This window comes from Acinetobacter sp. NCu2D-2, from assembly GCF_001647675.1.
Lineage (GTDB): Bacteria > Pseudomonadota > Gammaproteobacteria > Pseudomonadales > Moraxellaceae > Acinetobacter.
On the sequence record NZ_CP015594.1, the window covers coordinates 2,482,936 to 2,504,071 of the forward strand.

Here is a 21,136-nt window from a genome sequence, read left to right on the forward strand (position 1 = left end):
TAAAACGATCATAATTCAAGGTGATAACAATATAGAAAGTCTTTAGGTTCGCGCATGGCACAGCAGGCATTAGTCAATCAAAACAATTTATGGAAGACATTTTTCATTTTCCTGTTGCCATTAATTGCCACCAATATTCTGCAAAGTTTGTCAGGTACGATTAATACCATTTTCGTTGGGCAGATGCTGGGCGTAAAAGCGATTGCTGCCGTCGCAGTATTCTTTCCTATTTTGTTCTGCCTGATGGCATTCGTGATTGGTTTGTCTGCAGGTTCGACCGTACTCATTGGTCAGGCTTGGGGTGCGAAAAACGTCGATAAAATTCGTGATGTGGTCGGCTCGACTTTATTTATGACCTTAATTGGCGGATCAATCATTGCCATTTTCGGAGTAATTTTTGCTGAAAAAATCTTACTGGGTTTAGGAACCGACCCTGACGTTATGCATCTATCACTGCCTTATGTACAATGGATGTTGGCAGGTAGTCCCCTCATCTTTATTTATATTATTTACACCTCAATTCTGCGTGGTGTCGGTGATAGTACCACTCCACTTTTTGCATCTGCTCTTACCATTGGCGTTGGTTTAATCGTCACCCCGATTTTAATTGCGGGTTATTTTGGTTTTCCTCAAATGGGGATCATTTCCCCTGCAATTGCGAGTATTTTGGGGAACTGTGCGGTATTAATTTATCTCATGATTTATCTAAATTATAAAGATCATCCACTGCGCCCCAATACGGCCATGCTCAAAAGCATTCGTCATCAACCTGCTTTAAGCAAAATTATTTTACGCTTGGGTATTCCAACAGGCATTCAGATGGTGACCACATCCGTTGCAGGCTTAGTGATTGTTGGCTTGGTGAATCGTTATGGCGCTGAAGCGACTGCTGCCTATGGTGCAGTAAATCAGGTACTCAATTATATTCAGTTCCCTGCACTTTCAATTGCAATTGCAGCGTCCGTGTTTGGTGCACAGGCTATTGGTGCAGGACGTGAAGACTTACTCAATAAAGTGACCCGTACTGCGTTGATTATGAATATTCTGTTTACGGGCTGTTTGGTGGTTCTTGCTTATTTATTCTCAAAATATCTCATGGCGCTTTTTATCACCGATGAACATGTCATGGAATTAGGTCAACAGCTACTCTTTATTGTGCTGTGGTCGATTTTATTCTTTGGTGCCAGTGCCATCTTTGCCTCCATCATGCGTTCAAGTGGTACGGTCACAGTTCCTATGATCATTAATATTTTCGCGATTTTATGTATTGAAGTGCCGTGTGCTTATTTATTTAGTCAGTGGTGGGGATTACACGGTATTTGGTACGCTTATGCACTCGCATTTGTGAGTCTTGCGGTTTTGCAAGGGACTTATTATCAATTTATTTGGAAGAAAAAAACCATTCAGAAGTTGGTCTAAGTTTAGGGCATCTTAATTGATGCCTTACCATGCAAATTTATAAGCTGAAAATGGTTTAGATTTATGGCTAAGAGCTTGTTTGAGCTTTGGTTCAGACATCTCATTTAACACGATAAATTTTAGATGCTGTAAACGTGCATCGGTACGTTTACGTGGGTAAGGAATCGGAATATCTATACTCCGTTTTACCTGCCCTGGCTGACCATGCAGCACAATCACTTTTTGACTTAAAAACACCGCCTCATCTAAATCATGCGTCACATGGATAACCGTGATTTTTTCGGTTTGCCAAATGCGTTGTAATTCAGCTTGTAAACTTTGACGATTTAACGCATCCAAGCCTTTAAATGGATCATCCAACAACAACAGTTTTGGTTTGTTGACCAAGCTTCGGGCAATCGCCACTTTCTGATTCATGCTTTCTGACAATTGTGTCGGATACGCATTTCTAAAATCACTGAGACTCAACAGTTCAAGATATTGCTCAATTAACTGATCTTCTTCGCTTCGTGACAGATGATTTTTATATAAGGCACTGCGAATATTTTCTTTGACACTTAACCATGGAAATAAGCGGTTATCCTGAAATAAAAGACCACACTGCAAACTCTTGCCAAAGGACACTTCATCATCAATCAAAATCTGCCCTTGATATTGATTTTCTAAGCCCACAATCAAACGCAACAAGGTCGATTTACCACAACCTTTGGGTCCAACAATAGAAATAAACTCACCCGATTGAATGGAAAGATGAATATCTGAAAGGATATGAATCGGTTGCTGTGCCCCAGATGGATATGCCTTGCTGACATGCTCAATAGAGACACGTCCTAAACCTTGCTGTGTCATACTTTATTCTCATTCAATCTGTTCACGTTCAGTTTAGATTTTGGCTAATGCCACTTCTGTAGACTTAATCAGCACCACGACTTCAGAGCCAAGTTTAAGATCTAAATCTTTGACCGAACGTGTGCTAATAATCGAGGTAAAAATACCCGCTGGGGTCTCTACGTTGACTTCGGACACCACAGTGCCGAGTACAATTTCCTGAATCGTGCCTTTGAATTGATTACGTACATTGACTGAGGTAATTGGCATTTCTTCTACTCTATAAGTTCCAAATATTTTTTAAATATAGAGTATTTTGAGTACCGTTCTTATCTTGATTTAATATTTGATTATCTCGTTCAATTTTATCTTTTATTGTTCTAATAAAATCTACAAAAGTGATGTTTAACAGAAAAACTTTAAAGTTCAATATTTTGATTTCTAAAATAAAATTTAATTTTCACATTTTAAATTGGATGATTTTAGCTTATCTCAGATGACTATAAAGAATTGAACATTTGATCAAATCAATCTGCCTCAAATCTGATTTTTTTAAGTTAAAAAAAGCCCGCATCAGCAGGCTTTTCAGCATTTAATTTTTATGCTTTTTGCGTGAGCTTGGTTGCCAATGCAACCACTTTTTGATAGCCCGTCGGTAAAATCCGCTGCATCAAATCAATGGCTTTCGCATCATTGCCAATCAAAAGACGGCGTTTGTCTTTTTGCACCGCTTCTAGGATTTGACGTGCTGCTTCTTCTGGTGGGCAACGTAATAACTTATTAAAACTTTTCGCTGATTTTTCTGGATTCATCCCCAAACTGCGTAAGCTATCATTCATTTTCGCAGCATTGGCAATATTGGTACGGATACCGCCTGGGTGAACGCAAAGTGCACTCACGCCACAGTTTTCCATATCTAATTCTTGACGTAATGCTTCGGTAAAACCACGTACCGCAAATTTAGTCGCGTTATAGGCCGATTGAGTTGGCTGTGCAGTTAAACCAAAAAGACTGGAAATATTGATGATATGACCATCGCCTGTTTTCTTGATTAAAGGCAGGAACTCTTTGGTACCGTAAACAACGCCCCAGAAGTTAATATTTACAATCCATTCCAGTTCTTCGTAAGAAGCACCTTCAACTGTTGAACCCAATGCAACACCTGCATTATTAAAGATCATGTTGACACTGCCATGCTCCTGTTCAACTTTGGCTGCCCATGCACGCACTTCTTCGAGCTTCGCTACATCAACTTTTAGGCTTGTTACACGTACGCCTGTTTCTTTAACCAGTGCCACAGTGTCCGCGAGCCCTTTTTCATTGACATCACTTAATGCCAAATGACAGCCTTGTTTTGCAAGAAGTACAGCAAGTTGCTGACCAATACCTGAACCTGCACCTGTGATTGCTGCGACTTTGTTATTGAATTCTTTCATGAATAATCCTTAGGTCTTGACCCATCTGTGCAGACAGGACTTTTTTATTCTAAATAAATTGAAGATAAGTTGTTTCAATATAGTTTTGACAATAATCATTGTCAACTATGCGCTTATATCTAAACAGGTCAAGTTTTTATCATCAGATGATACTCTTAGATATGTGACCCATTTATTGTTAATATGTCTAAAATTGCATGTTCAAGACCCATATTACTTATGACAGCATTGGATACTACAGAAAATAAAACCGTCAAAACTGCCAGCAAAGAACGCCAGTTTAAAGGACTTTCTATGGCGGAACGCCAACAGGCACGCCGAGAAAAACTGATTGAAGCTGGGATCGAAGCCTACGGCACTCATGGCTTTTTTTCCGTGACAGTCAAAGACATCTGTAACCAAGCCAAGCTGACTGAACGTTATTTTTATGAGTCTTTTAAAAAGAGTGAGCAACTGTTCCAAGCCATCTTTTTAAAGTTAATTGATGAATTGCAACACAATGTGATGCAGGCAATCATGCAAAACTCAGGCGATCCTGAAAAAATGATTAAAGCGGGTCTGACTGCACTTCTGACCACCTTAAAAGATAATCCCAAAATGGCACGCATTATTTATATTGATGCCATGCTGGTTCAAGAATTACATAATCAAGCAACCATCCAAGAAACTATGCAAAGGTTTGATCGTATGATTCATGCCTTTGTGATGCTGATGATGCCCAATCTGAAACGTACTGACGGCGAAATTGCCTTAGTGGCAACTGGTTTAAATGGTTACGTCACTCAGATTGCCATTCGTTGGGTCATGAGTGGCTTTAAGCAGTCGATGGATGATGTGCTTTCTTCATGCAGTATCGTATTTATGGCGTTATTGGAAAGCTTTTCTGAACAAGCTGAATGATGCGGATGCTTTGTAAAAAATGATTTCAATTGACCGCTTTTACGCATGATTACAGAAATGTGACTAAAATTTAGATCAATTGAAAACAAAGGCTTACCTCATTTTAATTTGAATTTATTGGCAGAATGATCAGAATCCTGTGACTTGCAATGATACTGTCACAATTAATCTTTGTAATAAGCCTGTCATATAAAATAGAACGGACCACCGTTGACATGAAAAAGGATATTGCGTTGTGAAAGATGACTATATTTTAATCGTCGATGACGAACTCCCGATTCGGGAAATGATCCATACGTCTTTAGATATGGCAGGTTTTCAGTGCCTACAAGCTGAAGATGCAAAACAAGCCCATCAAATGATTGTCGACCAACGTCCAGCTTTAATTTTACTGGACTGGATGATGCCGGGTGGTGTTAGCGGTGTAGATCTTTGCCGTCGTTTAAAACGCGATGAAAACCTCTCTGAAATTCCAGTGATTATGCTGACCGCTCGTGCAGAAGAAGACCATAAAGTTCAAGGTCTGGATGCCGGTGCAGACGACTACATGACCAAACCTTTTTCAACACGTGAATTGGTCTCGCGCATTAAAGCAGTATTACGCCGTGCCAATGCCATGAACGGTGAAAAAACCATTGATGCCAATGGCTTGGTGTTGGATCCTGTCAGCCAACGTGTGAGTTTTGCCAACAATATTTTAGATATGGGACCGACAGAATACCGTCTTTTGGCTTTCTTTATGACCCATCCAGAACGTGCTTATACACGCGCACAATTGCTTGACCAAGTTTGGGGTGTCAACGTATATATTGAAGACCGTACGATTGATGTGCATATTCGTCGCCTACGTAAGGTTTTAGAACCGTATAATGCTGACCGTTATGTGCAAACTGTACGTGGTACAGGTTATCGCTTCTCAACACGTGCTGATGCTGCGCTCGGCTAAATTTTAAGGTCAATATTGCTTTATGTATGAACCCTACCCCGTCCCCGAACTTGCTCGCGAACATAAACAATTTCGCTATAGCAGCTTGTGGGATTTTGCCAAACAGGATTTACGCTTACTGGCGTTATTCTTAGTCATTGCCTGCTTTATTGGCTATGGCATTGGTTATTTTTGGGTCTGCATCGTATTGGCTTTCGTGGCGTTCTTTGCTACACAAATGCGTTCACTGTATTTGGTCAATGAATGGATTTCCAATCGTCCTTATGATGTTCCACCCAACATCAATGGCATTTGGGGTGCATTGCTCTTTAACGTTTATCGTGCACAGCGCCAAGAACGCATTGTTCAGGCAGAAATGATGGCTTTAATTGACCGTGCTCAATCTTCATTAATTGCCTTGCAAGAAGCAGTTGTGTTGATTGATGAAAATCAACAAATTGAATGGTGGAATCCAGCGTCAGAACAGTTACTCGGCATTTCAGAAAATGACAAAGCTCGTAATATCTTAACCTTATTACGTCAGCCAAGCTTTGTTGAGTATTACAACGATATTGATGCTTCACCCGATGGTCTAAAGATGAAATCTTCAATGTTTGAAGATCATTATGTGCAAATCAAAATGACCCGCTTTGGTGGGGAAAGCCGTTTATTGGTCGCTTATGACATTACGCGGATGCATAACCTCGAGCAAATGCGTAAAGACTTTGTCGACAATATTTCGCATGAACTACGCACACCGCTGACCGTGCTGAGTGGCTATATTGAAACCTTTACCGACCAAGAAGATATAAGCCCACGCTGGAAGCGTGCTTTTGATCAAATGCAATCGCAAACGCGTCGTATGAATGCCTTGGTCAATGACTTACTACTCTTGTCGCGTTTAGAAAACGAAAAGAAAATTGCCAAAAACCAAATTATCGACATGCCAAATTTGATGAACCAATTGTTCGATGATGCACAGGCCTATAACGTCGATTATGGTCATACGCTTAATTTAGACATCGACAGCCACTGCGATTTGATCGGTTCAGATACAGAGCTTGCCAGTGCCTTTAGCAACCTGATTTCCAACGCCATCAAATACACACCTAAAGGTGGGACGATCACTATGGGTTGGCACGATACAGGAGATACTGCTTATTTTGTGGTTGAAGACACAGGAATCGGTATTGACCCTAAACATCTGCCCCGTTTGACTGAACGTTTTTATCGAGTTGATTCAGACCGTAGTCGTCGTACAGGTGGTACAGGTTTGGGCTTAGCCATTGTCAAACATGTGCTGATGCAGCATCAAGCCTATTTAGAAATTGACTCAAAAGAAAATCAAGGCTCAACCTTTAAAGTAATTTTCCCTAAAGAGCGCTTAAGTTTTCCTGACTAAAACGTTAAAAAGGTGCACGAAGCACCTTTTTTATTTCAGTGTCTGCTCTTTAGCTTTAGCCCTAAAAAAAGCTGGCCGATGTGCCAAGCGATCTAAATAAGACTGAATAGCAGGATAATCATGACCTAAGCGTGATTGAATTGCTTCTAAAGGAAAGCTCATTTGAATATCGGCAAAGCTAAAGCGACCTGAAAAATATTCATGCTGAGCTAAGTAGCCCTCTATGTAGTCAATATGATCTTTCAGACGCGGGCCGACAAATTGAGATTGCACCCCTTTAGTCATTTTCTTGGCAATCGGTTTAATTAAAAAAGGGACTTGTGCAGAGACTTTATCCATCACCAAATGCATCACTAACAAAGGCATTAATGAGCCTTCTGCATAATGCATCCAATAGCGATACTGCTGCTTTGATGTCGTATTGAGGGGCTGAAACTCGAGTGCTGTATCATAAGTCTCTTGTAGATAATCCAAGATAACTGCGGACTCTGCGATGACTTGGTCATCATCAACAAGAATGGGAGCTTTACCCAAAGGATGAATTTCTTTCAAGCTTTTCGGTGCCGCAAAGCTCGGCAGTCGCTTATAAAACTTCAGCTCATAATCCAGTTCAAGCTCTTCTAAAGCCCATAAGATGCGGAAAGATCGGGATTGTTCTAAATGATGTAAAACACGCATATAAGTGGGTTATTCTTGTTTTCGGAAAGCGCATCATAGCAAAAAGCACCCAAAGGGATTCGGATGCTTTACTGATTATTTTAAATTTCCAACATTGCCTTACATAATCATTCAATCAGACTGGTTTTGATCTCAACACTGCGTAGAAGCGTTTTGGTCACAGGTGTCTTTTGGCAAATCGCTAAAATTTTATCTTTTAACGTAGGCTCATGTGCTGTTTTAAAATGCAGACGACGCTCAATCCATTCCTCACCTTCTCTGTTAGCATGAAATTCTGCCTCGACCTCAAATTCACCCAGCTCAATTTCTTTATGCTTGGCATACATTCTGAGTGTAATCATGGTACATGAAATTAATCCTGCGATTAAAAAATCATATGTGGCAGGTCCACCATCTTGTCCGCCAAAAGACGCTGGCTTATCGGTCATATAATGATGTTTACCATGTGAAACTTCACCCTGCCATGGTGTTTCTAAACTATGTACTTTGGCTGTTGCAACAATTCCCATTTGATCATCCTTTTTATCTTTATTTTGAGGCGCGCATACTGTCAGGAAATGCTGGTGCTTCTAAGCGTGGTCCGACATAACTTGGAATTGAGCCAAAACGTTCATGTTCTGCTATCCATTGATCACGTGCGGTTCTGAGTTCCTCTGTGGTACGTCCAACAAAGTTCCACCACAGCAAAATTGGACTTTCAAACGGCTCACCGCCCAGCAATAGAACACGACCACCTGCATGTAGATCCACATCGACATGTTTTAAACCTGGCTCAAGAATGACCATATTATCTTCAGTCAATTCATGCCCATTAATACTGGCAGTGCCCTCCAGTGCCATAAAACCGTATTCAAATTTTGGGTTTAAAGGCAATCGGGCATGCGTACTTTCTGCAGCAAATAAATCAACACCCAGCAGCTCAGTATGGACTTTAACAGGTGATGTTGTATTTAAGTATTCACCAACCAAAACTGTAAATTCAATGCCCTGATCTTGTACCACAGGTAGTTCAGGATAATGATCAAAGGCTGGTGCCATATTGATTTTATCATCAGGCAAAGCAATCCAAAGCTGTGCAGCATGCATCTTCGTTTCTGTATCAGGCGCAACTTCGGTATGAGAAATACCATAACCAGCAGTCATTAAATTAACCTGTTTCGGACGAATTAACTGTTCTGAACCTAAGCTGTCGGTGTGCATCATCGTGCCTTCAATCATCCACGTAAAGGTTTGCAAACCAATATGTGGATGTGGTCCTACATCAAGGCCATCACCTTGAGGGAAGGTCACAGGTCCTGCATGATCTAAAAAGCACCACGCACCAATCATACGTTTATGGCGACTCGGTAGCGCACGTTTAATCACCGTCCCTTGACCGATTTCTGCGCGTCGCAAGGTAAATTCTTGAATAAATTGATTGACGTATTTTTCGCAATCGTCAGAGTGAGATAATTCGCTATCGTTATTATGTGACATAACACTGACTCTAAACTGTCTAAATTTTATTGATCATAGCAATTCAAACTGCGAGAAACACCATTAGTTATAAGATAGTGTGTAACAGTTTTAGGATAATCGTTTACTCATAATTCAACGCAAAGAATATACTGAAATAAAACCACACAAGGTTTTTTAAGAAACATGTGTTTCACGTGAAACACCTTTTTTTAATCAGTCAGTGAACATGCTCACAGATTTTCATCGTTCTATGAATAAACCTTCATTTAAACCTGATGTAACACATATTTTGTTACTTTTTAATTTACCGTTCATAAAAAAATATCACTTAAGATAGGTTAATTTTTACACAAATTAAGCATAATACGGGCTTCACAATAACAATGACATAAAAGGAGGAAGTCTGATGTCCATCTTTGGTCCATATAAGACCTTAAATGCTTCCTTAAAAACTTTTAAAAATAAAAACTCCCAACTGCTGAAACTTTCTGAATGTAACTTAAAAACCCGTCAGCTGATTGAACAATGTTTGGTAAATCGAAAAGCACCTATTCCAACACAATTTGAATCGTATTTTCATCAGTTTTTATATGACCGTCATCGCGGTGAACTTCGACGCTTCAACTATTTGGCACAAATCGCTTTTTTACTGTATTTCTTTGCCGATATTTTCATTATTCCTGATATGACCATGATCTCAGGCATCTCTCGAATTGTCATGATTTTAGTCGGTTTGGCTGGTTGCTATTATCTATTTAAATATCAAAAAGATATTCGAATACTCGATTTGATTCTGCCTGTTGGTACAGCCATTTGTGCCGCGACTTGGATTGCCCTGCTGGTCTTTTCACAAAGTCCGCACGTCAATATTTATATTTACGCTTCTTTAATTTTTATCTTGGTGGCAAATTTAGGCGTACAAACCCAATTTAAACACGCGCTATACAGTTCTATTTTCATTGGCTTATTTATGATGATTGGCGTAAGTATGCTCATGACAGCATCTCAAGCCTTTGTCTTTGCAGTGGTTTCAATTCCGATCTGGTTATTTAGCCTATATATCAACTGGAATAATTTGCTTAATACACGGCTTTCATTTTTAAGAACTTTATTGGATGAGTGGAACTATCACACCCTCAAAAATTTAGCGCATACCGATGATCTGACACAGCTATGTAATCGTCGTCATTTTGTCGATGTGGCTGAACAATCCATTCAGCAATGGCCACGCGCTGCAAGTAGTTGCCTTCTGATGTTCGATGTCGATCATTTCAAAGCGATTAATGATACCTATGGACACGATTTAGGGGATCGTGTTTTACAGATAATTGCGGATACTGCTCGAAAGGAAATGCGTCAAAGTGATCTACTGGCTCGGTTTGGTGGCGAGGAATTTGTGGTTCTCCTCAATGACACTCAAATACAGGATGCCATCGTGATAGCGGAGCGTTTACGCAGTTCTATTCAAAAACAGTATTTATATGAAACTCCTGAACGCAGCTTACGTTTTACCATTTCTGTCGGTTTAGCGGAGCTCGAATCCCCTTTGCAAAACCTAGATGATTTGATTAAAAAAGCAGACATTGCACTGTATGCAGCGAAAGCATCTGGACGTAATCGGGTTGAGGTTTACCATCCCAATATGCTACAGAACAACTCGAGTGCACCTTCGAAAGCGTGGATTGCCAAACGCTATAGCACAGCACCTGTCTTAATCCATCCACAAAAATCAGAAAACTCTTGGTCAATTCTTTAATTATGCTAAAAAAAGTACCATAAAGTTCATATATTATTCATTTATATACTTTGAAATAACACCATAAGAGAATAGAATAATTTTTATACAATTTAATAATTGAATGTATACATTAGAATCTCATTTCTCAGGAAGGCGACATGCCACAAGAGTACGAAAAAGATGCTCGTGCACTGATTCAAGAGGCTTTAAAAGATCCTCTTGCTCGCATTCCTCAGCCTTTAAAAACAGCTTACTATCAATATCAAGAACATCTCAATTTAAAATATTTACTTCAGGTGAACTTGTTTGCACAGTTCTCCTATGTCACCTATACCATTGCTGATCTTTTGGTTTTAAATGATATCCCTCGTTTGGTGATTACCAGCAAATTAAGTTTTGCCCTGCTGATGACGCTCATCACGATTTGGATGTACAACTATTATCGTCATCTTAAGTTTTTTGACTTGCTATTGCCCTGCTCTATCGTTGGAGCAAGTGCCATTTGGTTTACTAACTTAAATATCTCTGAAAGTCCTTATACCCTAATTTATCAGTATTCTTCGGTGGTGTTTATTGTGCTTGCGAATCTGTGTGTGCAAATCCGTTTTAGACCCTCACTAGACCTCTTGCGAAAGTAAAAAATTGTTTATACTAGTCCCATGAAATATGAAAATTTAACTAGATTTAATGATGGGGAATTTAAACGACTTGTTGGCGTTCCTCGTCCATTATTCTTAAAAATGGTATCAGTGTTACAACACGCTGAACTTGCCAAGAAAAAATCTGGAAGACCTCATTCGTTGTGTTTAGAGGATCAATTGTTGTTAACTTTAAATTACTTACGCTGTTATAGAACTCAAATTGAGTTATCCGCCGACTATAACCTAGCTGAAAGTAATGTGAATCGTACGATTCAGAAAGTTGAAAAGGCTCTGATTCAATCACGGATTTTCGCATTGCCTAAAAGGAATCAAAAGTTTAGTGAGGAGGATTATGTAATCGTTGATGTCACTGAGTCACAGATTGAGCGTCCCAAAAAAACAAAGAAAATTCTATAGCGGTAAAAAGAAGAAACATACGCTAAAAACACAGGTCATTTTTAACCCAAAATTAAAGCAAATTGTAAGTATACAGATTGAAGATGGCAGAAAACACGATCTGACGATTGCGCGTAAGTATTTGAAGGAGATGGTCATTTATCCTTGTATCATGGCAGATTTAGCCTATAAAGGATTTCATCAGATTAAGAGTAAGTTACTCATTCCCATCAAGAAACCTAAGAATTTATCATTACCCCAAATAGCAAAACAGATCAACCAAGAAATCAGTCGGCGTAGGATCACAATTGAACATATCAACGGCAAACTTAAACATTTTCGGATATTAACAGAACGCTATAGAAATAGACGGAAACGCTTTGGTCTAAGAATGAATTTAATTGCTGGAATGGTGAATTGGATGCTCTTAAATTAACTTTCGCAAGAGATCTACTGATCACCTCACTTTTAATTAGCACTGTACTTTTTGTCGGTGTTTACTTTAATAGTCATGGCGATGCCTATCAGATGCTGCTCTTTTCGCTGATTTATCTGCCGATTTTGGTCTTTAGTGTGTACATCAGTTGGAATTCAACACTGAAATCACGGGTTGTGTTTTTGCATCATACTTTAAATGATTATAACCGCCGTGCTTTTGAGAAACTGGCACATACCGATGCATTAACAGGGCTCAATAATAGACGCTATTTTGAGTATTTGGCAAAGCAGCATCTCGAACAACAATTAGAAAATCCAACACCAACGACGCTTTTAGTTTTTGATGTTGATCATTTTAAAAAGATTAATGATACCTATGGACATGATGTCGGTGATCAAGTCATTCAGATGATTGCCAATATTGCCAGTCAAGAAATGCGGCATACCGATGTCTTGGCGCGTTATGGCGGTGAGGAGTTTATTGCTTTACTTCCGCATACGCATTTGGATGATGCGCTCAGAATCGGTGAGCGTTTACGTCAAAAAATTGAAAATACAGTGGTTGAGCTGGATCATCGCGTACAGCTTCGCTTCACTATTTCAATTGGTGCAACGATTTTAGAAAGCTGTGACATTGATTTAAATCATTTTGTGAAACAAGCGGATCTTGCACTGTATCAAGCCAAAGCGAATGGTCGAAACCGTGTTGAACAATATGACCACAGTATGGATTCCTTAGCACTCAAGCACATGAAACATACTTGGCAAATGGAAGAGCGGAAGTTGGTTCAGGAATAAAAAAAGGACACCAAAGTGTCCTTTTTTATTGGATATTAGAGATATTCATTTGATATCCCTAACTGGCGCAGGCATAGCCTTTGCCGTAAAACTGGCACGAAGCAGTGCTTCGTGAAACCCCAGTTTTACTCCCATTCAATTGTTGCAGGTGGTTTAGACGATACGTCATAAACAACACGAGAAACTTCAGCAATTTCATTCATGATACGAGTCGAGATCTTATCGACTAAGTCGTATGGAAGGTGAGCGAAACGTGCAGTCATAAAGTCCACAGTTTCAACCGCACGAAGTGCAATTACCCATGCATAACGGCGACCATCACCCACAACACCTACAGATTTCACAGGTTGGAATACCGCAAATGCTTGAGCAGTTTTGTCATACCAACCGCTTGCACGAAGTTCTTGCATGAAAATGTCATCTGCTAAACGAAGAATGTCAGCATATTCTTTTTTCACTTCACCCAAAATACGAACACCTAGACCTGGACCTGGGAATGGATGACGGTAAAGCATTTCGTAAGGAAGACCTAAAGTCGTACCCAATTTACGCACTTCATCTTTAAACAAGTCACGGATGGGTTCAACCAATTCAAATGCTAAATCTTCTGGTAAACCACCCACGTTATGGTGCGATTTAATCACATGTGCTTTACCATTTTTAGTCGCAGCAGATTCGATCACGTCAGGGTAAATCGTACCTTGTGCAAGGAAGTTTACGCCATCAAGTTTACGTGCTTCTTCAGCGAACACTTCAATGAATTCACGACCGATGATTTTACGTTTTTTCTCAGGATCAACTTCACCTGCAAGCGCAGACAAGAAGCGATCTTCAGCATCAGCGCGGATCACACGGATACCCATGTTTTTCGCAAACATGTCCATCACTTGCTCGCCTTCATTCAAACGAAGTAAGCCGTTGTCCACGAATACACAAGTCAATTGATCGCCAATCGCTTTATGTAAAAGTGCAGCAACAACAGATGAATCCACACCACCTGAAAGACCAAGAAGAACTTTTTGATCGCCAATTTGTGCGCGAAGTTGTTCAACACGAAGGTCGATAATGTTTTCAGAGTTCCAAAGACTACGGCAACCACAAATGTTGTGTACGAAGTTAGACAATAACTCTTTACCTTTAGCAGTGTGAGTTACTTCTGGGTGGAACTGAATACCGTAGAAACGACGAGCTTCATCAGACACCATTGCGAATGGGCAGCTTGGTGTGCTTGCAGTCACTTGGAAGCCTTCAGGGATCGCAGTCACTTTATCGCCGTGACTCATCCAAACTTTAAGTTTGTCAGCAGAGTCTTCAAGATCGCCAATCAATTTATCACGAACTTGAATGTCTACTTCTGCATAACCAAATTCATGTACATCACCTGGCTCTACTTTACCGCCAAGTTGTTGTGACATGGTTTGTAGACCGTAGCAGATACCCAATACAGGAACGCCTAAGTTGAATACAACTTCAGGAGCGCGTGGGCTACCTTCAACATAAACGCTTTCTGGACCACCTGAAAGGATGATACCGTTTGGATTAAATGCACGAATGTCTTCTTCAGACATGTCATAGGCAAACATTTCAGAATATACGCCAGCTTCACGTACGCGACGTGCAATGAGCTGACTGTATTGAGATCCGAAATCCAAAATCAGGATACGATCTTCAGTGATTTGAGTATTGGTAGTCATGACAAACAACTATGAAAGGCAAACGAAAGATAAGCGCCGTATTCTATCATTTTTAAAGCATTTACGCACACCATTCGAATATGTCTGAAATATAAACGATTTCTATTCTTTCACACATAAATTCAATTGCTTTAGCACATTAAAAAAGGGAGACCTGCTCCCTTTAATATTCATACTTATTTGATTCGTTCAATGCGAACCACTTCAATTTCTGTCGGCTTTTTAATGTGGGTATCCACTTCACCAATTACGCGGACTTTATCCCCTGCTTTAAGGTTTAAAGGCTCCCATAAATCATCATCAATATCGAGTACGATCGAGCCTGTTTTATCACGGAACTCAAAGTCGTCTTCATGCAAGGTAATTTGACGGACAATTTGCCCTGTCAATGTCACACCAGTTTTGTCTTTCATTTTATGTGCTTGAGCAACAGTTACCACATTGGTTTTGGCTTCTTGAATAATTGCCACATCTGATTTTGCCCATGCAGTCGTTGCCATCATCGCGCCTGACAAAAGCAGTGCTGCCCAAATCGATTGCTTCATTTTTATCCCTCTCTATGACTTTTCTATCTTTTATTAGAGCAATACAAACACAGAGATACAGGACGAATTTTGTAAAGATGTCACATTAAATTGTAGCAAGAGCGCCAAGTTTCCACTTTAGCGCTCTTGCTTTAAAAGGATGTTATTTCGATTCAATCCAATGATCTAAGCTGAACTTACCCGCACCTAAGACCGCTAAAGCAATAAATCCACCTGCCATGGCAAAGTTTTTCATAAAGTTCACCGCATCCTCAGCACTACCGTGGAATAAAAATGCAGTCACAATACTAAAACCCGCCAAACCTAATGCCACAAGTCGGGTTTGGAAACCGAATAAAATAGCAAGACCACCACCAAGCTCTAGCAGAATAGTCAGAGGCAATAAACCACCTGGAACACCCATAGCTTGCATATAAGCGACTGTTGCATCGTAGCCTGAAAGTTTGCCCCAACCTGCCACGATAAAAATGTAAGCCAATAAAATACGCGCCAATAAAGCCAAACTATTTTGCATTGAAGGTTGTTGGATCATATTTTTAATAACGACATTAGGATTAAACATAGCGAAACTCATTCGGGATATTGAAAAGATGCAGCCATATTAATCAGTTCATTTTTGTGAATAAATATCCATATGAGTGACTAAACGTTGCATTTTTGAAACGATGGTGCATGAATTAATCCGCTTTTTCTACTGACATCCAAATCGATCACTGATAGGATTTCTGCACACTTTGGCTTATAAGCAGCTCATGGAACTGATTGATTTTATCTTACATGTTGACGAACATTTGCTTGAATTCATTACCAATTATGGAGTGTGGATTTATGCAATTTTATTCCTGATTATTTTTGTGGAAACAGGCTTAGTCGTTATGCCTTTCTTGCCGGGCGATAGTTTACTTTTCGCAGCTGGTGCATTAGCGGCTTCAACAGGTGTAATGGATCCATGGGTGCTCATCCCATTATTGTTCCTTGCTGCAGTATTGGGCGATACGCTGAACTACCATATCGGGCGCTATATCGGTCCACGTGTCTTTGAAATCGAATCTCGTTTTATTAATAAACAGCATTTAGTGGCAACGCAGCAGTTTTTTGCGAAACACGGTGGTAAAACCATTATTTTTGCGCGCTTCATTCCTTTTGCACGTACCTTCGCACCATTTGTTGCTGGTGCAGGACATATGAATTACAAATTCTTCCTGAGCTATAATGTTATTGGTGCAATTTGCTGGGTCGGTTCGTTTGTTATTTTGGGCTATCTATTTGGCAATATGCCGATCGTGAAAGATAACTTTACTCATCTTATTTTCGGCATCATTATTATCAGTGTATTGCCGGGTGTGATTGGTTTTATTCGTCAAAAATTAAAGAAATCTCCACAAGTCTAAGCGTGTTCACTTAACGAAATACGTTAATTAAAAGTGGAATCAAACATAACAGCAATACAAGAGCCGACCCTTTATAAATGAGGTCGGTTTTTATTTTCTTAGACTGCCCTGACAGTACAGCCTGTCCAAATGCCATCCAAAAAGCAAAAACTGGCAAAGTTACCAAACTAAATGCAGCAAAGACCAAAACAAAATTGGTGGGGCTTTCCCACGTCATATCTGGAAAAATCGCGGCTGCAAATAATGCCGCTTTAGGGTTTTTTAGGGTTGCAGTAAACATATGCCATGGACGCACCATGGGATGCTTTTTATTGTGAAGCTGTAATTGATCACTTTTAAATAATTTAAAGGTCATCCAGCCCATGTAAATGGCGCTAAGCACATGCACCAATGCTGCGAAATTAGGCCAAATGGGTGTCGCAAGATGAATGAGCAATGCCCATACATTAATGGCATAAAGATAGCCCAATAAAATAACGGGAATATATAAACTGGTTTTAGCTTGCCCGTGTTGATGTGCAGAACTGGCAACCATTGCATTGCCTGGTCCTGGAATCATCAAAATCACAATGACAGGTAATAGAAATAACCAATTTTCGACCATATACAACCGATATCCCAAAGAATGACGCTACATTAACGAAAGAGCAGGTCAAATCACAAGATCAATCCAATGCAAAAATATGCACCGATTCGTCATGATCAATTTATTTTTTTGAAGATAAAACAAATAAGCTGGTGTTAAAACCAGCTTATTGATTCGTGCTGTAAAACTTTATTTCGCAGGTTTGGTACGCACAATAATCGGACAAGATTTATATTTTGCAGCTTGAACAATGGCTTCTTGCTCACCTAAAACGCGTGCTAGTTCCGTATTTTTGGTGTTACTCGACTGACCCATATTCACTGAAATACTTGGACCAATGCCCCAACCATGACTTCCCCAGCCACCACCAAGACCAACACCCACGCCCATACCGGTACGTTTCGGCGGTGTCACACCAGTATCGATGTACTGTTGAATACGATTATATTCGCCTTGTAATTGCTGACAATTAAAAGACTGATACTGCGTAGGCGACACGTAGGTGGGTTTCACTGTACTTGCACAAGCTGTTAGTAATACAGCACTGCTTATTGCAAGGGTAAAAGTCAGCAATTTCATACAAAACTCGATGTTTTAAGGTTTCTCTATTTCATTGAACAACGAGACATAGGCCTGCGTCAATTTATGATCTGTTGCTAAATGAATCAGCGGTAAATTTTTCTGATGAGATTCTTTCATCAATACCGAAGGTGGCAACATGCTTTCAAGTACAGGTAAGCCCTCAGTTTTCAACTGTTCAACCACTTCGCGTGGCAGTTTGGCCTGTGCTTGGAACTGATTCACTACAATTCCTTCAATCTCTAAATCTTCATTATGATCATCTTGGGTTTCAATCACGTTCTCAATTAAAGTATGCAGTGCACGTTTAGAAAACACGTCACAGTCAAAAGGAATTAATACACGATTTGCCGCGATCAACGCTGAAAGGGTAAAAAAGTTAAACGCAGGCGGTGTATCAATAAATACACGGTCATATTGACCGGATAATTGCTGTAGCGCATCGCGAAGTTTATAAATTTTGTGTTTAGACTCAAGTGCATGTGCCAAAGCCCCCAGACTGGGGCTGGCTGGAATCACATCTAAATGCTTAAACGGTGATTGATGCACGTAGCTTTCTAAACCTTTGCTGCGATTTTTCAAAATCGAACCGATGGCATTCCCAATTAAACCTTTACTTTGCTGAGTACCGAGTACATCCTCAAAATAGTTTTCAATATTGGGTTCTAATGCGGGTTTATCGCCAGAATAGGTGGCATCATCGCCAAGCAAATACTGGCTCGAATTGGCTTGTGGATCAAGGTCAATTAACAAGGTCTTTAAACCTTGTGCTGCGCTAATGGCAGCCAAATTGACAGTAATACTCGATTTTCCTACTCCACCTTTTTGGTTAAAGACCACACGTGTAAGCATTAGAACCCCCTAAACTTTTATTATAGATATTGAATGGCTAAGGTCATGATTCAAACATCACGGACATTTAGCCAAAATTTGGTTTAATGATGACTAAAGTAATAATTGAAATAAGTGAAACAATTGCAATAAACAAGCCAGCACGGCGCTGAACCAACAATACAGCCTCATCTTTTTTATACGCTTTCGCCAAAGATGAAATCAGTACCAAGAATAAAATAACTTTGGCATAAAACCATGGCTGTACTTCAAAATTTTTCAGCACTAAAGCCACAACACCTGTCAGTGCAATCACGGCCACTGAAAAATGCTGCAATCCAACCAACAATTTTCGTGCTTTTGGATTGGGTAAATTTCCTTGAGTTCCAACAAACAAAGTTGTTGCACGTGCAAGCACTGCAATGATCAGTAAACTTGCCACCGACATGTGAATAATTTTAACAATCAGTTGTGTATCCATGAGGCATCCTTACGGTTTTGGCGCATGTGCACATTCAGGACTACTGGTATCTTGCCCTTTCCATTCCTCTGGCAAGAATGCATGAATCGCAAGTGCATGGATTTTACCGCCACCTAACAAATCTCCTGCTGCAGCATAAACTTTTTGATGACGCTGAACCAAACGTAGCCCTGCAAAGGCATCACTGACAATCACCGCTTTAAAGTGTGATTCTTTACCTGGGAAATAACCACCGTGACCTGAAGATTCGTTCACAACTTCCAAGTGTTGCGGTGAAAGCTGTTGTAAACGCTCAATTAACTGTTGTTCTAAGCTCAAAATCGGCTCCCAAAATGAATTGCCTAAATATAAATCTAGTATAACGTGTTATGTCTTACATTGTGCTGTCAGACACATTTGACTAAACACGTGAAATACTGATGATTTTTTCTACAAAATGCCTTTTAAAACCCTGTGATTGACATTTTATGCTTAAAATTGTTTTTATTTTATTCAAACGATACAAGTTTTTTCACAAAGGTGTTGACCTCATTTTTTCATACTGTATTATACACGGCATGCGGGAATAGCTCAGTTGGTAGAGCATAACCTTGCCAAGGTTGGGGTCGGGAGTTCGAGTCTCCTTTCCCGCTCAAAATTTTTTAGTTTGGTTTTTTCATTTAAAAAACTGAATAGACTCCGCGGGAATAGCTCAGTTGGTAGAGCATAACCTTGCCAAGGTTGGGGTCGGGAGTTCGAGTCTCCTTTCCCGCTCCAGATTCTAAAAAGCCCTGATCATTTGATCGGGGCTTTTTTTTGCTTATGCAATTTAGATTGTGAATTGACAAAAAAAGCAAAATACTCAAGGATAATTATTAAAAATAAATGAGTATAAAAAAATGGCGAATAATAATATTCAATATCAGAACGATATTTTGGGCGATGGCTACGAACAGGCAACGCTCTCCTTTCCTGACGATTACGAAGGCAAAGTTGTTGCAACCTTAGTTCGTAAGAAAGCAGCTCAATCAACTACTAAAGCGGTGCTCTATATTCATGGCTTTGTCGATTATTTCTTTCAGACCGAAATGGCTGAACGCTTTAACAATGAAGGTTTTGATTTTTACGCTTTAGACCTGCGCAAATATGGTCGTTCTCACCTTCCCCATCAAAAATACTATAACGTCTATGACATCGCAGAATATGATGCCGAAATTACCGAAGCCTTAGACATTATTGGTCACGAAGGACATGACACAGTATTACTCTGTGGGCATTCTACTGGTGGACTCACCACTACACTGTATGCAGCACATCATCCTAATCATCCCTTGATCAAAGCCTTGTGGTGCAACAGCCCATTTTATGACTTCAATATGAGCGCTTTTGAGAAAAAATTAGCCATCCCGCAAATGAGTGCACTAGGTAAACGTTTTCCAGATCTATTATTTCCAAGTCGTCTAAACCGCTTTTATGTGCAAAGTTTACATGTCAGTTATCACGGTGAATGGAACTTTAACCTTGAATGGAAAAAGCCAACCTATCATTTAGTCCGCTTAAGCTTTGTACATGCCATTCATCAAGCACAAAAAGAAATTCACCAAGGCGTGACTTTAACTGTACCAACTTTGATTATGCATTCTGCAAAAACAAGCTATCCGCTGCGTTTTAATCGCGATGCACAAAGCACCGATGTCATCTTAGAAGTCCAAGACATGATTAAATATGCCAATAAAATGTCAGGTGATGTACGTTTATGCAGTATTCAAGATGGCATGCATGATTTGGTTTTATCTGAAAAGCACGCCCGTGAACAGGTCTATCAAAGCCTATTTGCATGGCTAAAATCTAAAAATATTTAATCAATTTTGAGTCAACCAAAAGACTTCTAGATCGCATCTATTTAGAAGTCTTTTTTTTATTGGGGTTATCTGTCTTGAAGACATTTATGCATTAATTTCTTTTGTTATTGTCCATATGAAAATCATGTGAA

24 protein-coding genes and 2 tRNA genes are annotated in these 21,136 nt (G+C 39.8%); 12 read left to right on the top strand and 14 right to left on the bottom strand.

Annotated features, from left to right (window positions below; translation table 11 throughout):
- Positions 1-54: 54 nt before the first annotated feature.
- Positions 55-1,419, top strand: coding sequence for an MATE family efflux transporter (locus A3K93_RS11985; RefSeq protein WP_067731417.1), 1,365 nt, complete (start codon positions 55-57; stop codon positions 1,417-1,419).
- Between the two features lie 24 nt (positions 1,420-1,443).
- Here the strand turns inward: A3K93_RS11985 and A3K93_RS11990 are convergent, their stop codons facing one another.
- From A3K93_RS11990 to A3K93_RS12000, 3 genes are all read right to left on the bottom strand, one after another.
- Positions 1,444-2,268, bottom strand: a complete 825-nt coding sequence (locus tag A3K93_RS11990) for an ABC transporter ATP-binding protein (RefSeq protein ID WP_067731418.1) — start codon at positions 2,266-2,268, stop codon at positions 1,444-1,446.
- A 33-nt stretch (positions 2,269-2,301) separates the two neighbouring features.
- Entirely contained in the window at positions 2,302-2,517 is a 216-nt protein-coding gene (locus tag A3K93_RS11995) for a TOBE domain-containing protein (protein ID WP_067731419.1), read from the bottom strand.
- 329 nt (positions 2,518-2,846) lie between these two features.
- Positions 2,847-3,683 carry an SDR family NAD(P)-dependent oxidoreductase gene (locus A3K93_RS12000; protein WP_067731420.1) on the bottom strand — a complete coding sequence of 279 codons (837 nt, stop codon included), beginning with the start codon at positions 3,681-3,683 and terminating at the stop codon, positions 2,847-2,849.
- A 219-nt stretch (positions 3,684-3,902) separates the two neighbouring features.
- Between A3K93_RS12000 and A3K93_RS12005 the strand changes: the two genes are divergently transcribed.
- From A3K93_RS12005 to phoR, 3 genes are all read left to right on the top strand, one after another.
- Positions 3,903-4,583, top strand: a complete 681-nt coding sequence (locus A3K93_RS12005; RefSeq protein WP_067731421.1) for a TetR/AcrR family transcriptional regulator — start codon at positions 3,903-3,905, stop codon at positions 4,581-4,583.
- Between the two features lie 235 nt (positions 4,584-4,818).
- Complete coding sequence (gene phoB / locus A3K93_RS12010) at positions 4,819-5,529, top strand: phosphate regulon transcriptional regulator PhoB (RefSeq protein ID WP_067731422.1); 711 nt, start codon at positions 4,819-4,821, stop codon at positions 5,527-5,529.
- A gap of 22 nt (positions 5,530-5,551) precedes the next feature.
- Positions 5,552-6,910: a phosphate regulon sensor histidine kinase PhoR gene (gene phoR / locus A3K93_RS12015; protein ID WP_067731423.1), complete on the top strand. Its 1,359-nt coding sequence runs from the start codon at positions 5,552-5,554 to the stop codon at positions 6,908-6,910.
- 30 nt (positions 6,911-6,940) lie between these two features.
- Here phoR and A3K93_RS12020 read toward each other — a convergent pair whose 3' ends face one another.
- The 3 genes from A3K93_RS12020 to A3K93_RS12030 form a co-directional block, all read right to left on the bottom strand.
- Positions 6,941-7,588 carry a glutathione S-transferase gene (locus tag A3K93_RS12020; protein WP_067731424.1) on the bottom strand — a complete coding sequence of 216 codons (648 nt, stop codon included), beginning with the start codon at positions 7,586-7,588 and terminating at the stop codon, positions 6,941-6,943.
- A gap of 107 nt (positions 7,589-7,695) precedes the next feature.
- On the bottom strand, positions 7,696-8,097 hold the full coding sequence (locus tag A3K93_RS12025; protein WP_067731425.1) for an OsmC family protein: 402 nt from the start codon (positions 8,095-8,097) through the stop codon (positions 7,696-7,698).
- 19 nt (positions 8,098-8,116) lie between these two features.
- On the bottom strand, positions 8,117-9,064 hold the full coding sequence (locus A3K93_RS12030) for a pirin family protein (RefSeq protein WP_067731426.1): 948 nt from the start codon (positions 9,062-9,064) through the stop codon (positions 8,117-8,119).
- A 388-nt stretch (positions 9,065-9,452) separates the two neighbouring features.
- Here A3K93_RS12030 and A3K93_RS12035 point away from each other — a divergent pair, with 388 nt between their 5' ends.
- The 4 genes from A3K93_RS12035 (at position 9,453) to A3K93_RS12055 (ending at position 13,057) form a co-directional block, all read left to right on the top strand.
- Positions 9,453-10,802, top strand: a complete 1,350-nt coding sequence (locus tag A3K93_RS12035; protein WP_067731427.1) for a GGDEF domain-containing protein — start codon at positions 9,453-9,455, stop codon at positions 10,800-10,802.
- A gap of 140 nt (positions 10,803-10,942) precedes the next feature.
- The gene (locus A3K93_RS12040) at positions 10,943-11,422 is read left to right on the top strand and encodes a hypothetical protein (RefSeq protein WP_081408537.1); all 480 of its coding nucleotides are present in this window, start codon (positions 10,943-10,945) and stop codon (positions 11,420-11,422) included.
- 21 nt (positions 11,423-11,443) lie between these two features.
- Positions 11,444-12,257, top strand: a protein-coding gene (locus A3K93_RS14750) for an IS5 family transposase (protein WP_442855646.1) whose coding sequence is annotated in 2 segments (ribosomal slippage) — positions 11,444-11,826 and positions 11,825-12,257 — 816 coding nt in all. Because the reading frame shifts where the segments join, the coding sequence is not laid out codon by codon here.
- On the top strand, positions 12,239-13,057 hold the full coding sequence (locus tag A3K93_RS12055) for a GGDEF domain-containing protein (protein ID WP_227509869.1): 819 nt from the start codon (positions 12,239-12,241) through the stop codon (positions 13,055-13,057). Before A3K93_RS14750 ends, A3K93_RS12055 begins: the two co-directional genes overlap by 19 nt.
- Positions 13,058-13,182: 125 nt before the next feature.
- On the opposite strand, the gene guaA is transcribed toward A3K93_RS12055, so the two are convergent.
- The 3 genes from guaA to A3K93_RS12070 all read right to left on the bottom strand — a co-directional run bounded on the left by guaA (position 13,183) and on the right by A3K93_RS12070 (position 15,858).
- Positions 13,183-14,751, bottom strand: a complete 1,569-nt coding sequence (gene guaA, locus A3K93_RS12060) for a glutamine-hydrolyzing GMP synthase (protein ID WP_067731428.1) — start codon at positions 14,749-14,751, stop codon at positions 13,183-13,185.
- A gap of 176 nt (positions 14,752-14,927) precedes the next feature.
- On the bottom strand, positions 14,928-15,296 hold the full coding sequence (locus A3K93_RS12065) for a NirD/YgiW/YdeI family stress tolerance protein (protein WP_067731429.1): 369 nt from the start codon (positions 15,294-15,296) through the stop codon (positions 14,928-14,930).
- Between the two features lie 142 nt (positions 15,297-15,438).
- Positions 15,439-15,858 (bottom strand): DoxX family protein, encoded by a 420-nt coding sequence (locus tag A3K93_RS12070; RefSeq protein ID WP_067731430.1) that lies wholly within the window; start codon positions 15,856-15,858, stop codon positions 15,439-15,441.
- A gap of 190 nt (positions 15,859-16,048) precedes the next feature.
- On the opposite strand from A3K93_RS12070, the gene A3K93_RS12075 reads away from it, so the two are divergent.
- On the top strand, positions 16,049-16,687 hold the full coding sequence (locus tag A3K93_RS12075) for a DedA family protein (protein WP_067731431.1): 639 nt from the start codon (positions 16,049-16,051) through the stop codon (positions 16,685-16,687).
- Positions 16,688-16,697: 10 nt separating this feature from the next.
- On the opposite strand, the gene A3K93_RS12080 is transcribed toward A3K93_RS12075, so the two are convergent.
- The 5 genes from A3K93_RS12080 to A3K93_RS12100 all read right to left on the bottom strand — a co-directional run bounded on the left by A3K93_RS12080 (position 16,698) and on the right by A3K93_RS12100 (position 19,482).
- On the bottom strand, positions 16,698-17,291 hold the full coding sequence (locus A3K93_RS12080) for a LysE family translocator (protein WP_067731432.1): 594 nt from the start codon (positions 17,289-17,291) through the stop codon (positions 16,698-16,700).
- A 171-nt stretch (positions 17,292-17,462) separates the two neighbouring features.
- Positions 17,463-17,852, bottom strand: coding sequence for a hypothetical protein (locus tag A3K93_RS12085; RefSeq protein ID WP_067731433.1), 390 nt, complete (start codon positions 17,850-17,852; stop codon positions 17,463-17,465).
- A 15-nt stretch (positions 17,853-17,867) separates the two neighbouring features.
- Positions 17,868-18,704 carry a ParA family protein gene (locus tag A3K93_RS12090; RefSeq protein WP_067731434.1) on the bottom strand — a complete coding sequence of 279 codons (837 nt, stop codon included), beginning with the start codon at positions 18,702-18,704 and terminating at the stop codon, positions 17,868-17,870.
- Between the two features lie 67 nt (positions 18,705-18,771).
- The gene (locus A3K93_RS12095) at positions 18,772-19,164 is read right to left on the bottom strand and encodes a SirB2 family protein (RefSeq protein ID WP_067731435.1); all 393 of its coding nucleotides are present in this window, start codon (positions 19,162-19,164) and stop codon (positions 18,772-18,774) included.
- A gap of 9 nt (positions 19,165-19,173) precedes the next feature.
- Complete coding sequence (locus A3K93_RS12100) at positions 19,174-19,482, bottom strand: BolA family protein (RefSeq protein WP_067731436.1); 309 nt, start codon at positions 19,480-19,482, stop codon at positions 19,174-19,176.
- A 241-nt stretch (positions 19,483-19,723) separates the two neighbouring features.
- Between A3K93_RS12100 and A3K93_RS12105 the strand changes: the two genes are divergently transcribed.
- The 3 genes from A3K93_RS12105 to A3K93_RS12115 all read left to right on the top strand — a co-directional run bounded on the left by A3K93_RS12105 (position 19,724) and on the right by A3K93_RS12115 (position 21,005).
- Positions 19,724-19,796 (top strand) — tRNA-Gly (locus A3K93_RS12105).
- 48 nt (positions 19,797-19,844) lie between these two features.
- Positions 19,845-19,920: transfer RNA gene (locus tag A3K93_RS12110), tRNA-Gly, on the top strand.
- A 122-nt stretch (positions 19,921-20,042) separates the two neighbouring features.
- The gene (locus A3K93_RS12115; protein WP_067731437.1) at positions 20,043-21,005 is read left to right on the top strand and encodes an alpha/beta hydrolase; all 963 of its coding nucleotides are present in this window, start codon (positions 20,043-20,045) and stop codon (positions 21,003-21,005) included.
- Positions 21,006-21,136: the final 131 nt, after the last annotated feature.